The sequence below is a fragment of the Thauera sedimentorum genome, from assembly GCF_014489115.1.
Taxonomy (GTDB): Bacteria; Pseudomonadota; Gammaproteobacteria; order Burkholderiales; family Rhodocyclaceae; genus Pseudothauera; species Pseudothauera sedimentorum.
Genome location: NZ_JACTAH010000002.1, coordinates 543,473 through 556,248 on the forward strand (window position 1 = coordinate 543,473; position 12,776 = coordinate 556,248).

Genomic DNA, 12,776 nt, shown 5'->3' on the forward strand with positions numbered 1-12,776 from the left:
CACGCACAAGCACGCCCTCGGCGACACCAACATGATCGAGCTGCAGGGCGTGAACAAGTGGTACGGGGAGTTCCACGTACTGAAGGACATCAACCTCTCGGTGCGGCAGGGCGAGCGCATCGTGCTCTGCGGCCCGTCGGGCTCGGGCAAGTCCACCACCATCCGCTGCATCAACCGGCTGGAAGAGCACCAGGCGGGCAAGATCGTGGTGGACGGGGTGGAGCTGACCTCCGACCTCAAACACATCGAGGCCATCCGCCGCGAGGTCGGCATGGTGTTCCAGCACTTCAACCTCTTCCCCCACCTCACCGTGCTGCAGAACTGCACGCTGGCGCCGATGTGGGTGCGCAACATGCCCAAGCGCGAGGCGGAGGAAGTGGCCATGGAGTACCTCGAGCGGGTGCGCATCCCGGAGCAGGCGGGCAAGTACCCCGGCCAGCTGTCCGGCGGCCAGCAGCAGCGCGTGGCGATCGCCCGCGCGCTGTGCATGAAGCCCAAGATCATGCTGTTCGACGAGCCGACCTCGGCGCTCGACCCCGAGATGGTCAAGGAGGTACTCGACACCATGATCCAGCTCGCCGACAGCGGCATGACCATGCTGTGCGTGACCCACGAAATGGGCTTTGCGCGCACCGTGGCCGACCGGGTGATCTTCATGGACCGCGGCGAGATCATCGAGCAGGCCCCGCCCGAGACCTTCTTCTCCAACCCGCAGAACGAGCGCACCAGGACCTTCCTGGGGCAGATCCTCAACCACTGAGGCAGGCCCCGCTGTAGGAGCGGCCTTGGCCGCGATGCGGCGATCGTTTCCTCTCAGCCCGCATCGCGGCCAAGGCCGCTCCTACGCGCCGTCCGGCAGGTCCTCGCAGGCGAGCGGCGAGCCCGGCGCGATATGGGGCAGCAGCACCGGCGCCAGCTCGCGCAGCACGCTGACCGGCAGCGCCGAGGTGAAGCGGTGGCGGGCCGCCGCGGGGCCGGTCACGTAGGCGGTGACCGTGCCGAAATGGTGCTCGCCCAGGAAGAACACGAAGGTCGCGGTGCGGTTCAGCGCCACGCCGGCGCCGCGCGCCTGGCCACGGGCGTCGGTGGTGACGATGCGGTTGTCGCCGGTGCCGGTCTTGCCGCCTACCGCCAGCGAACTGCCGTCGTCCAGCCGGTAGGAGCCGGCCAGCCGCCGGGCGGTACCGGCTTCCACCACCTCCGACAGGGCATTGCGCAGCGCGGCCGCGACCTCGCTGCGCATCACCCGCTCACCGGCCGCTGCGCGCCGTGCGAAGGCGGTGTCGTAAGGCGTGCCGGCGGCGAAGCGCAGGGTATCCACCCGCAGGTTGGGCAGGCGCACGCCGTCGTTGACGATGATGCCCATCAGCTCGGCCAGCGCCGCGGGACGGTCGCCCGAGCTGCCCAGCGCGGTGGCCAGCGAGGGCACCAGATGCTCGAAGGGATAACCCAGCCGCGCCCAGCGCTGGTGGATGTCGAGAAAGGCCTCGACCTCCAGCATGGTGTGGATGCGCCGGTCCTGGGCGCTGCGCGCGCGGGTGCCGAACAGCCAGCGGTACACCGCCTGGCGCTCCTGTTCGCTGGCCGCTACCGCATCGGCGAAGGCGGCGCCCGGGTGCGCGCTCAGGTAGCCGACCAGCCACAGTTCCAGCGGATGCACCCGGGCCACGTAGCCCTGGTCGGGCAGGTCGAGGCGGCCCGGCGCATAGCGCTGGTAGAGCGTCGCGAGGCGGGACTCGCTCAGCCGGACCCCCTCCAGGCGCTCGCGCATGAAGAGCGCGAAGGCGTCGGCGCTGGCCTGCGGATTGAGATAGCGCCACGCCGCGGCCAGGCGGTCGGCGGTGGGGCGCAGGCCATCCAGGAACACCGCCTGCATGTCGTCGGCGGACTTGCCCTGGTACTTGCGCCAGAAGCGGCGCAGGAAGGCCTGCCCCTCGCGGTCGGCAAAGCGCGCTAGATACTCCGCCCGGCGCGGGTCACCGTCGTCTTCCAGCAGGCGCGCGGTGCTGCCCGGCACCTGGTACATGGCATGGCGCACGATGTCGCGCATCAGGCGCACGAAGGGCAGGTTGATGGAGGCCTGCAAGGCCTCGCGCACCGTGGGGATGCGTTGCTCGTCCTCGCGGCGGAAGTTGCCGAAGGCGTGCACCCCGCCGCCGGTGAAGAACAGCTCCGCGGTGTTGGCCGGGTAGCGCCGCTCCAGCGCCGCGTCCAGCATGGCCGGCAGGCTGCGGTCCGCGGCCGCCAGCAGGTAGTCACGGGCCCAGCGCCCCAGGATGTCCTGGCGGTCCACCGGCGCTTCGCGCAGCGCGTCGGCCGGCAGCGGGGCGAAGCGCGCGTGCAGTTCGGCGACGATCTCCAGGTAGGTCGCCAGCACGCGCAGCTTGGCGGTGGAGCCCAGTTCCAGCTTGCTGCCCTCGTTGATGTCGAAGGGCTGCTCGGTGGTGTCGGTCTGCACCCGCACCCGCACGCCGCCCGGCGCACGCTCGAACAGCGTGAAGCTGTAGTGGATGTCGCGCGCGCGCGCCGGATCGATCAGCCGCTCGCCGGCCAGTCCGCGCTCACGCGCCGTATCGGGGTCGTGCAGCGCCAGCAGCCAGCTCCCCACCGCGGCCTGCAGGTCGCGATGCAGGGTGGTGGTGACGGTGGCGTCGATGCGGTCGAGCTCGTAGAGCAACAGGTCCAGCAGGGCCGCCAGCCGGTTGCGCACCGCAGTCGCCCCCTTGCCGGAAGCCACCGCCTGCAGCGGCGGATCGCGGTAGGGATCGCGGAAGCGCAGCGTGGCGGACAGCGCCGCATCGCGCAGGCGCACGCCGACCAGGCCGGCCTCGCCGAGCAGGCGCAGATGCGCGTCGGTAAGCGACGCCAGCTCCTCGCGTCCGCGCCCGAGATACCAGGACGGGCGGCGATGGGCGATCATCAGCGCGAGCACCTGGCGCAAGGCCAGTCCCTGTGCGGCGAGCGTCCCGGCGTCGTCCGCCGGCGGCGCCGCCAGCAGACGGTTCACGGTGGCGAGGTCCGCGGCGAACCACACCCACAGGCCGTCTCCCAGGCCATGCACCTCGCCATGCACCGGCGCCGCCGACAGCGGCACGGTGTTCAGGTAGTCGAGCAGCACCTGGCGGCGGGCCGGCAGGGTGTCGCGCCCGCCTTGGTAGGCGCGCACGCTGGCCGAGACCATCTGGCGCAGCTTCTCGCGCGGTTCGGGGGTCACGCCGTCGGGCGAATGACGGTATTTCTCGATCTGCGTCGCCAGCGTGCTGCCGCCGGGGGCGTCGAGCTCCTCGTCGACCACGCGTGCGGCGCGCGAGAACAGCGCGAGGCCGAAGCGCTTCCAGTCCACCGCGGGGTTCAACCAGGGCCGGGTGGCGTCGAGCAGGTCGCGGTTCTCGATGAACAGCAGGCTGTCGGCCACCACCCTGGGCACCTCGTCGAAGCTGCGGTACTCGGCGAACGGATAGTCGAAGGCATACAGCCGCTCCGCGCGGCAGCCGTCTATCCGCAGGCCGGCGCGGGTTTTCTCGCGGTAGGGCGGAAAATAGCCCCGGCTGGCGTAGTCGAACAAGGCGGCGGAGAAGTAGGCCTGGTGGGTCAGTTCATAGCCGCGGGCGCCCAGGCGTTCGATGAAGCGCGGCAGGCGCGCATAGCCCAGGCGGCGGTCGAAGGGGCCGTGCGCCGGATACACCGCCGCCACCCCGGGGCGCGCGCGGATCTGCTCGCGGTAGGGCGAGAACCACGCCTGGCGCAACTCACCGAACAGTGCAACCGAGAGCAACGCGCCGGGTGGCCACACCGTACTGTGCGCGGTGCGCGGATCGACCACCTGCGGCCGGCGCGGATTGCCGGCCCGGGGGCCCGCGTGCGGTGCCCGCGGGGGGACGATGCGCCCGCCACTGGCGGACAGCAGCCGGTAGTCCAGGCCGGCCGCGTAGTGGCTCAGATACTTCGCCTGCAGCCAGGAGGTGCGCGTCTCGACCACCGCCAGGGCGCCGCCCGCGGTGACGATCAGCAGGGCGAACAGGGCCGGGGCGCGGCGTCGACGGACAGGAAGGGGGGCGGATTCTTCACTCATGCCTGGCCTTTTGACAGGGCGGGGCGCTGCATGGCCGTTTCATTATCACCCGCCCACCGGCGGCCGACCGTGTCGCCGCACACGGCCGGGTAACGCGCCGGCGCGCTGCGTTACAAACCCGCAACACAGTGGTGCACCGGCGAGATCGCCCCGATACCGCCACTTCCTAGCATGGCCTCCATCGCAGCCGGCAGCGCCGCCCGCTGCCCAGTCCGCAGATGGAGCACACCATGTTCACCGCACGATCCGGCATCCTCCCCCTCGCCGCAGCGGCCGCGCTGCTGCTGGCCATCACCATGGGTTCGCGCGCGGCCTTCGGGCTGTTCGTCTCCCCCCTCAACACCGCCACCGGCCTGGGGCTGATCACCATCAGCCTGGCCGGCGCGATGAGCCAGCTCGCCTGGGGCGCGGCCCAGCCCCTGGTCGGCGTGCTGGCCGAGCGCGCTGGCCCGGCCCGGGTGATCGCCTGCGGCGGCCTGCTGCTGGCGCTGGGCACCGCGCTGGTGCCCTTCGCGTCCAGCGGCCCGGCGCTGGTCCTGGTGTTCACCCTGATCGCGCTGGCCGGCGCCGCGGCGGGCAGCAACGGGCTGCTGCTGGGCGCGGTCAGCCGGCGGGTGGACGAGTCCGCGCGCGGGCTGGTGATCGGCGTGGTGGGAGCGGGCGGCTCGGCGGGCCAGCTGGTGCTCGGCCCCGGCACCCAGGGCCTGATCGACGCCGCCGGATGGACCACGGCGATGTTCGCGCTGGCCGCGCTGGCCCTGCTCGCCGTGCCGCTGGCGCTCGCCTTCCGCGAAGGCGGAACGCGGGCCGCGGCGGCCACCGGAGGCAGCGCGCAACGCCCGCCCCTGCGCCCCGCGCTCACCAGCCCGGCCTTCCCCTACATCGCCGCCGGTTTCTTCGTGTGCGGCTTCCATGTCGCCTTCCTGCTCGCCCACATGCCCGGGCAGATCGCCCTGTGCGGTCTGCCGGCCAGCCTGGCCGGCGAGTGGCTGGCGGTGCTCGGCGTGTGCAACATCGCCGGCAGCCTGGCGGCCGGTGCGGCGATACGGCGCGGGTCGATGCGCCGGGCGCTGATCGTCCTCTACCTGCTGCGCGCACTCGGCGTCGGCCTGTTCCTGCTGCTACCCGCCTCCACCGCCACCCTGCTCGGCTTCGCGGCGTGGATGGGGCTGACCTACATGGCGACGCTGCCGCCCACCGCCGGCCTGATCGGCAGCCTGTTCGGCACGCAGCGCATGGCCACGCTGCTCGGCGTGGTGATGTTCGTGCATCAGCTGGGGGCCTTCCTCGGCGTGTGGCTGGGCGGCATCGCCATGCAGTTGCAGGGCAGCTACGCCTGGGTGTGGACCGCCGACATCGTGCTGGCCGTGCTGGCAGCGGCGATCCACCTGCCCCTGCGCGAGCGGCCGGACGGCGCGCCACAGGTGGCGGCCGTACCGCCGGCGCCGGCCTTGCGTCCGCAGGCCGCATGAGGCCACGGCCCTGCCGAAGCCGTGCTCAGGGCTTGCCGGGTGCCGCCACCGGACGCAGCACTTCGGCCAGACGGGCGTACAGCGCGGCCGGGTCCACCGGCTTGTTCATCACGCTCACCCCGGATTGGCCGAGCCTGTCCGCATCGATGCCGTCCGCGTAGCCGGTGATCAGCACGACCGGCAGGCCGGGGCGCAGGCGGTGGACCGCCTGGGCGAGCTCCAGCCCGGTCATGCGCGGCATGGTCTGGTCGGTGACCACCAGGTCGAAGCCGTCCGGCCGTTCGGCGAAGCGCCGCGCCGCGGCGGCGCCGTCGGCCTCGGCGCTGACCTGCAGGCCCCAGCCTTCGAACAGCTCGCGCAGGAAGGCGAGCACCATTTCCTCGTCGTCGGCCAGCAGCACGCGGCCGGACAACTGCTCGCCGCCGCGGGCCGGCGCGGCGCTGCGGGTGCCCTCGCAGCCGGCGGCCTCTCCCGGCAGGGCCGGGAGCAGCACGCGGAAGCGGCTGCCCTCGCCCGGCACGCTGTCGAGCAGCACATGGCCGCGGTGCTCATGCACGATGCCATGCACCATGGCCAGGCCCATGCCGCTGCCCTTGCCGACTTCCTTGGTGGAGAAGAAGGGCTCGAAGATGCGCTCCACGGCGGCCGGGTCGACCCCGGGGCCGTCGTCGCTCACGGTCACCGCGACGAACTCGCCGGACAAGGCCGCGCGGCAGGAGGCGCACACCGCGTCGACCACGGGCAGGCGCTCCACCGCCACGCGGATCGCGCCGCGCCCGCCGAGCGCATCGCGCGCATTGATGCACAGGTTCATCACCACCTGCTCGAGCTGCACAGGGTCGGCGAGCACGCAGGCCGGGTCCGCGCCCGGGTCGACCTCGAAGCCGATCGACGAGGGCAGGGTCGGCCCGAGGAAGCGGCCGAGCTCGGCGACCAGGGCGGACAGGGACAGCGGCCGCAGCGTGGCGCGCTGGCCGCGGCTGAAGGCGAGCATCTGGCGGATCAGGTCGCGGGCGCGGCCGGCGGCCAGCCCGGCCTGTTCCAGGTAGCGGCCCAGGCGCGCATCGCCCAGTTCGGTCTGGCGCTCGCCGGCCAGCGCCAGGTAACCGTTGATGCTGGTGAGGATGTTGTTGAAGTCGTGCGCGATGCCCCCGGCCAGGTGGCCGATGGCTTCCATCTTCTGCGCCTGGCGCAGCTGCGCCTCCAGGCGGGCGCTGTCCTCCTGCGCGCGCTTGGCGGCGGTGATGTCGCGCAGGTAGCCGACGAACAGCCGGCCTTCGGCGCCCTCGGCCACCGCGATCGCCAGTTCGGCGGGAAACTCGCTGCCGTCGGCGCGCTGCGCGCACACCTCCACCCGCCGGCCGATGAAGGGGCCGCGCCCTTCGCGCAGGAAGCGTGCCATGCCCTGGCGGTGCGCCTCCCGGTGGCGCGGCGGGATCAGCGTGTCGGCCAGGCTGCGGCCCAGCACGGCCTGGGCGGGATGGCCGAAGCAGGCCTCGGCCGCGGGATTGAAGCCGCGGATCAGGCCGTCCTCGTCCATGGTGATGATGCAGTCGAGCGCCGCTTCCACCGTGGCGCGCAGGCGGTTCTCGCTGCGCGCGATGGCCTCGGCGACGACCTTGCGCGCGGTGATGTCGCGGGTCACCGCGAGGATGCGCTCCTGCCCGGCCAGGCGGATGCGCTTGAGCACCACCTCGTCCCAGTGCAGGCTGCCGTCGGCATTGCGCCGGCGCCACTCGACGCGCACCACCTCGCCGTCGCGCGCGCGCGCCATCCAGCGGCGGGCGTCCTCGTCGGTATACCCCTGCTCGCCCGAGCCGAGCTGGCCGGGGTTCATGCGCAGCAGGGTGTCGTGGTCGTAGCCATAGACCCGGCAGGCCCGCGGGTTCACATCGACGATGGCGCCGGTGTCGATGTCGTGGATGAAGATGCAGTCCTCCGAAGCCTCGAAGATCGCGCGGTAGCTGGCCTCCGAAGCGCGCAACTCGCGCTCCATGCGGTCGCGCTCGAGTTCGGCCGCCGCGCGCACCGCGAAGATCTTCAGCACCGATTCGACGAAGCGCGCGTCGGCCAGCGGCCGGCGCGAGACCACCGCGATCAGCCCGAGCGCGGTGCCGCGCCCGTCGGTGAGCGGGTAGCCGGCGTAGCTGTCCATGCGCTGGCGGCCGAACTCCAGGTCGCCGGGGAACAGCTCGCACAGGCCCTGCGGATAGATGCGGAAGCGCTCGCCGACCACGGTCTCGCAGGGTGTGCCGCGCAGGTCGTAGTCGAAGTCGGCCGACACCTCGCCGTCGGCCCACATCGCCAGCACCCGCATGCGGCAGGAGGTTTCCGATTCGCGCACCGAGATGAAGGCCCAGTCGGCATCGACCGTGGTGGCGAGAAAGCGCACCAGCTCCTGGAACAGCGTGCGCCCGAAGGCCCCGGAGACGGCCAGCGAGGCGCTCTGCAGGGCCTCCTCGATACGTTTGCGCGCGGTGATGTCGGTGGCCACGCCGCACACCGCGTAGGCCTGGCCGGCGGCGTCGCGCAGGGGAAACTTGTCGACCAGGTAGGTGCGCAGCTCGCCGTGAAAGAGCAGCTGCTCCTCGAAGGTCACCGTGTGCATGCGTTCGAGCACCAGCGCGTCGTTCTCGCGCAGGCGGCGGGCGACCGCGCGCGGCATCACGTCCACGTCGCGCCGTCCGAGGATGTCGGCCTCGGCGCGGCCGACGAGGCGGCAGAACTCCTTGTTGACGAACTGGTAGCGCCCGTCCGCATCCTTCCAGAACACCACCGCCCCGGTCTGGTCGAGGATCTGCCGCAGGCGCAGGTCCGATGCGCGCCGCGAAGGCACCGTCTGCGGGTTCGCCATCTGCCTGTCGTCCAGCCCCATCGCCCTCTCCCCGGCCGCTGCCGCCTGATGCAGTCTAGACACCGGCAACCCGGGGGTAGCGCTCTGTTACCCGGCGGTTACCACGGAAACACGGCTGAAACACTGCACGCCTGTCGCAGGCGCGGACGGCGTTCAGGGCACGAACATGTAGCCCGCGCCGCGCACCGTGCGGATCAGCTGCGGACGCTCGGGGTCGGGCTCGACCTTGCGGCGCAGGCGGGCGATGCGGATGTCGATCGAGCGGTCGAAGGGCTCCCACTCGCGGTTGCGCGTCATGGTCAGCAGGCGGTCGCGCGACAGCACCTGGTTGGGGTGGTCGACGAAGGCCTTGAGCAGCTCGAACTCCATCGCGGTCAGCACGATCTCCTCGCCGTCCGCGCCGAACAGGCGGTGCGAGCGCGGGTCAAGCCGGCATTCGCCCACCGCCAGCATGGCCTCGGCGCGCGGCGCGGGCTCGCCGCCGGCCGCGGTGGCGGCGGCTTCCTGCACCCGGCGCAGCACGCTCTTCACCCGCGCCAGCAGCTCGCGCGGCTCATAGGGCTTGGCGATGTAGTCGTCGGCCCCCATCTCCAGGCCGACCACGCGATCCACCACCTCGCCGGCGCCGGTGACCATGAGCACGCCGACCCGGTAGTGCTCGCGCAGCCAGCGCAACAGGCTGAGGCCGTCCTCGCCGGGCATGCGCAGGTCGAGCAGCACCACTTCCGCCGGCGTGCCGGCCAGCGCCGCGCGCATCTCGACGCCATTGGCCGCTTCGGCCACCTCGAATCCATGCAGCGACAGGTACTCGCGCAGCATCTCGCGCGCGCCCTGGTCGTCGTCCACCAGCAGCAAGCGGCCGTTCGTCTCCATCGCAAGGTCTCCCGAGCATGCCGTCTTGAGTATAGACAGCGCGCGCGGGCGGATCTGAAACGCGGGCGATACACGGCCGATACCTGACGATACGCAATCGCACCGAATCGACAATCGCCCGATACCTCGCCGGCCCACCATGCGCTCCAACGACCCACGCCCCGCAAGGCACCGAGGTCGCCCCAGAGCACACAGGAGAACCGGCCATGAAGTCCATCCAGCCCCCCGTCGCCTACCCCGCAGGCCTTGAAGCGGCCGAGCGCGCCACCGCCCATATCGCCGCCGCCCGTGCGCACTTCGCCCGCGCCGCCGCCCATATCGGACAGGCCGCGCGGCAGATGATGGCCGAGCGCCGCCGCGAGCGCGCCCGCCGCCGCCAGATCCACCTCCTGGCCAGGCTGGACGAGCGCACGCTCAAGGACATCGGCCTGCACCGCGCCGAGATCGGCTCGCTGGCCGACGAGATGCACGGCAGCAGCGAGCGCACCCGGCGCCAGGCCGGGTCGCATTACGTTTCCCCGCTCTACTGAGCACCCCCAGCCCCCTCTCCCACCAGCAAGGAGCACCACCATGGAAGCCCAAGCCACCCTCAGCCCGATCGACACCCAGCGCTACGCCAAGTGCGTGGAAGTGTCCAGGCGGGTCCGTTTCGACATCGACCGCGACGTGATCCGCGGCCGCCAGTTCGACTTCGGCAAGAAGTTCCTGCCCGACGGCCTGTCGCGCGTCGCCGACCTGCCCTTCCTCAGCCCGGCCGAGAAGCGCTACTTCTCGCAGGTGCAGGGCCGCACCTACGCCAACACCTTCGGCCTGGTCGAGCGCTTCATCGGCGCCAAGATGCTCGACGTGTCGCGCACCTACTGGCTCGGCGACCAGATCGCGCTGGAAGCGCTGGTGCGCTTCACCGACGAGGAGATCAAGCACCAGGAGATGTTCCGCCGGCTCGACGCGATGGCCGCCGAGGGCATGCCCGCCGGCTACACCTACGTGCCCGATCCCAACGAGGTCGCCGCCGCGGTGCTGGCCGCCTCCAGCTGGGCGGTGCTGGGCCTGACCTGCCACATCGAGATGTTCGTGCTCGCCCACTACCACAGCAGCATCGACCCGGACGACCAGCTCTCCGAGCTGTGGAAGGACGTGTTCCTGCACCACGCGCGCGAGGAATCGCAGCACGCCATCCTCGACGAGATGGAGTGGGTGCAGGAGGACGCCCGCCTCACCCCGGCCCAGCGCGACCAGGCGGTGGATGACCTGATCGCCCTGGTCGGCGCGGTCGACGGCATCCTGGTGGCACAGGCCGCGGCCGATGCGCAGCACTTCGTCGCCACCGCCGGGCGCGGCTTCACCGCCGAGGAGGCCGGGCGCATCCACGCCACGTTGCGCCGCGCCTACCGCTGGCAGTACATCGTCTCCGGCGTGCAGGACCCGCGCTTCCAGAAGGCGCTCGGGCCGATGATCAGCGAGGCCCAGTTCGCCCGCATCGGCGCCGCGCTCGCCCCCATCGTCGAGGATGTGAACCTCGTGGTGCACTGAGCCTCAGCCCGTCCCGCCACGGCCGCCTGCGGGCGGCCGTTTCGCTTTCTCCGCCGGCAGGACTGTCGCCGGCGCCCCGCGGAGCGCTACCATGGGCGCCTTCCCCGCCGATCCCGCCCCCGATGCCCGCCCGCCTGCCCGCCCGCCTCGCCCTGCTCGCCCACCCGGCCACCCCGGACGGGCCGGTGCATTCGCTGACGGTCGAGGTGGACCACCATGCCGACGGCGGCCTGCGCCTGTCCTTCGCGCTGGCCCACGGCGGCGGCCTGCTGCTCCCCGCGCCGCAGGCCCCGGGACCGGCCGACGGCCTGTGGGCACACACCTGCTGCGAAGCCTTCGTGGCGGTGGCGGGCGAAGCGGGCTACCGGGAGTACAACTTCTCGCCGTCGGGCCAGTGGGCAAGCTACGCGTTCAGCGCCTACCGCCAGCGCGCCGCCACGCCCGACGCCCTGCCCGCGCCCGCCATCGAGACCGTCGCCACCCCCGGCCTGCTGAGCCTGCACGCCACCCTGCCCGCGCAGCTGTTGCCGGGGGCCCCGCCCGGCCGCCTGCTCATGCTCGGCCTCAGCGCGGTGAGCGAGGCCAGGGACGGCAGCCTGCAGTACTGGGCGCTGCGCCACCCCGCCGAACGCCCCGATTTCCACGACCGGCGCGGCTTCGCGCTGGCCTTTGCGCCGATCCTCCCCGATTGCTGACCACCATGACCCGTACCCTCTTCGGCCTGGACCGCCTGATCGCCGACCCCGCCCTGCGCCGCCCGCTGGCCGGCCGCCGCGTCGCCCTGCTCGCCCATCCGGCCTCGGTCACCGCGGACCTGACCCATGCGCTCGACGCCCTCGCCGCCCTGCCCGACCTGCACCTCACCGCAGCCTTCGGCCCCCAGCACGGCCTGCGCGGCGACAAGCAGGACAACATGATCGAATCGCCGGATTTCGTCGATCCGCTGCATGGCATCCCGGTGTTCAGCCTCTACGGCGAAGTGCGCCGGCCCACCGACGCGATGATGTCCAGCTTCGACGTGCTGCTCGTCGACCTGCAGGACCTCGGCTGCCGCATCTACACCTTCATCACCACCCTGCGCTACGTGCTGGAGGCCGCCGCCCAACACGGCAAGTCGGTGTGGGTGCTCGACCGCCCCAACCCGGCCGGCCGGCCGGTGGAAGGCACGCTCTTGCGCCCGGGCTGGGAGAGCTTCGTCGGCGCCGGCCCCTTGCCGATGCGCCACGGCCTCACCATGGGCGAACTCGCCCACTGGTTCGTCGCCGAACTCGGGCTGGACGTGGACCTGCAGGTCATAACCATGGCCGGCTGGCAGCCGGGTGCGGCACCCGGCCACGGCTGGCCGCTGGGCGAACGCAGCTGGGTGAACCCCAGCCCCAACGCGCCCAACCTGTGGATGGCACGCTGCTACGCCGGCACGGTGATGCTGGAAGGCACCACGCTGTCGGAAGGGCGCGGCACCACCCGCCCGCTAGAACTGTTCGGCGCACCCGACCTCGACGCCCGCGCCCTGCTCGCCGAGATGCACGCCCTGGCCCCACAGTGGCTGGCCGGCTGCCGGCTGCGCGAATGCTGGTTCGAACCCACCTTTCACAAGCACGCCGGCAAGCTGTGCAACGGCGTGCACATCCATGTGGAGGACGGCGCCTACGACCACGCCGCCTTCCGCCCCTGGCGCCTGCAGGCGCTGGCCTTCAAGGCGCTGCGCCGGCTGGCGCCGGACTACCCGCTGTGGCGCGACTTCCCCTACGAGTACGAGCACGACCGCCTGGCGATCGACCTGATCAACGGTAGCCCGCTGCTGCGCGAATGGGTGGACGATGCGGCCGCCGAAGCAGGCGACCTGGAGGCCCTGGCCAGCGCCGACGAAGCCGCCTGGCGCGAAGCCAGCGCCCCCTTCCTGCGCTACCCCATGTAGGAGCGGCCTCGGCCGCGATGCGGCCGGCTGGTGCACGGAAGCGCCGCATCGCGG

The 12,776-nt window shown here is 72.1% G+C and carries 9 protein-coding genes; 6 read left to right on the forward strand and 3 right to left on the reverse strand.

The genetic code is table 11. The annotated features are described in order from the left end of the window. Positions 1–31: 31 nt before the first annotated feature. Complete coding sequence (locus IAI53_RS12355; RefSeq protein WP_187719424.1) at positions 32–760, forward strand: amino acid ABC transporter ATP-binding protein; 729 nt, start codon at positions 32–34, stop codon at positions 758–760. Between the two features lie 81 nt (positions 761–841). Here IAI53_RS12355 and IAI53_RS12360 read toward each other — a convergent pair whose 3' ends face one another. After that, positions 842–4,072, reverse strand: a complete 3,231-nt coding sequence (locus IAI53_RS12360) for a transglycosylase domain-containing protein (protein ID WP_187718496.1) — start codon at positions 4,070–4,072, stop codon at positions 842–844. A 230-nt stretch (positions 4,073–4,302) separates the two neighbouring features. Here IAI53_RS12360 and IAI53_RS12365 point away from each other — a divergent pair, with 230 nt between their 5' ends. Further along, entirely contained in the window at positions 4,303–5,544 is a 1,242-nt protein-coding gene (locus IAI53_RS12365) for an MFS transporter (protein ID WP_187718497.1), read from the forward strand. Between the two features lie 25 nt (positions 5,545–5,569). On the opposite strand, the gene IAI53_RS12370 is transcribed toward IAI53_RS12365, so the two are convergent. Further along, positions 5,570–8,419 (reverse strand): hybrid sensor histidine kinase/response regulator, encoded by a 2,850-nt coding sequence (locus IAI53_RS12370; RefSeq protein WP_222948289.1) that lies wholly within the window; start codon positions 8,417–8,419, stop codon positions 5,570–5,572. Positions 8,420–8,551: 132 nt separating this feature from the next. Further along, entirely contained in the window at positions 8,552–9,271 is a 720-nt protein-coding gene (locus tag IAI53_RS12375) for a response regulator (RefSeq protein WP_187718498.1), read from the reverse strand. A 206-nt stretch (positions 9,272–9,477) separates the two neighbouring features. Between IAI53_RS12375 and IAI53_RS12380 the strand changes: the two genes are divergently transcribed. The 4 genes from IAI53_RS12380 (at position 9,478) to IAI53_RS12395 (ending at position 12,722) form a co-directional block, all read left to right on the forward strand. After that, complete coding sequence (locus IAI53_RS12380; RefSeq protein ID WP_187718499.1) at positions 9,478–9,801, forward strand: DUF1127 domain-containing protein; 324 nt, start codon at positions 9,478–9,480, stop codon at positions 9,799–9,801. A gap of 40 nt (positions 9,802–9,841) precedes the next feature. Continuing rightward, the gene (locus tag IAI53_RS12385) at positions 9,842–10,804 is read left to right on the forward strand and encodes a hypothetical protein (protein ID WP_187718500.1); all 963 of its coding nucleotides are present in this window, start codon (positions 9,842–9,844) and stop codon (positions 10,802–10,804) included. 122 nt (positions 10,805–10,926) lie between these two features. Then, positions 10,927–11,499, forward strand: a complete 573-nt coding sequence (locus tag IAI53_RS12390) for a DOMON-like domain-containing protein (protein WP_225433309.1) — start codon at positions 10,927–10,929, stop codon at positions 11,497–11,499. 5 nt (positions 11,500–11,504) lie between these two features. Continuing rightward, on the forward strand, positions 11,505–12,722 hold the full coding sequence (locus IAI53_RS12395; RefSeq protein WP_187718501.1) for an exo-beta-N-acetylmuramidase NamZ family protein: 1,218 nt from the start codon (positions 11,505–11,507) through the stop codon (positions 12,720–12,722). Positions 12,723–12,776: the final 54 nt, after the last annotated feature.

What these genes read in the sequence shown, in the direction of transcription:
- IAI53_RS12360 (WP_187718496.1), bottom strand. Translation starts at nt 4,072, where the DNA reads ATGAGTGAAGAATCCGCCCCCCTTCCTGTCCGTCGACGCCGCGCCCCG.
- IAI53_RS12365 (WP_187718497.1), top strand. Translation starts at nt 4,303, where the DNA reads ATGTTCACCGCACGATCCGGCATCCTCCCCCTCGCCGCAGCGGCCGCG.
- IAI53_RS12355 (WP_187719424.1), top strand. Translation starts at nt 32, where the DNA reads ATGATCGAGCTGCAGGGCGTGAACAAGTGGTACGGGGAGTTCCACGTA.
- IAI53_RS12380 (WP_187718499.1), top strand. Translation starts at nt 9,478, where the DNA reads ATGAAGTCCATCCAGCCCCCCGTCGCCTACCCCGCAGGCCTTGAAGCG.
- IAI53_RS12370 (WP_222948289.1), bottom strand. Translation starts at nt 8,419, where the DNA reads ATGGGGCTGGACGACAGGCAGATGGCGAACCCGCAGACGGTGCCTTCG.
- IAI53_RS12395 (WP_187718501.1), top strand. Translation starts at nt 11,505, where the DNA reads ATGACCCGTACCCTCTTCGGCCTGGACCGCCTGATCGCCGACCCCGCC.
- IAI53_RS12375 (WP_187718498.1), bottom strand. Translation starts at nt 9,271, where the DNA reads ATGGAGACGAACGGCCGCTTGCTGCTGGTGGACGACGACCAGGGCGCG.
- IAI53_RS12390 (WP_225433309.1), top strand. Translation starts at nt 10,927, where the DNA reads ATGCCCGCCCGCCTGCCCGCCCGCCTCGCCCTGCTCGCCCACCCGGCC.
- IAI53_RS12385 (WP_187718500.1), top strand. Translation starts at nt 9,842, where the DNA reads ATGGAAGCCCAAGCCACCCTCAGCCCGATCGACACCCAGCGCTACGCC.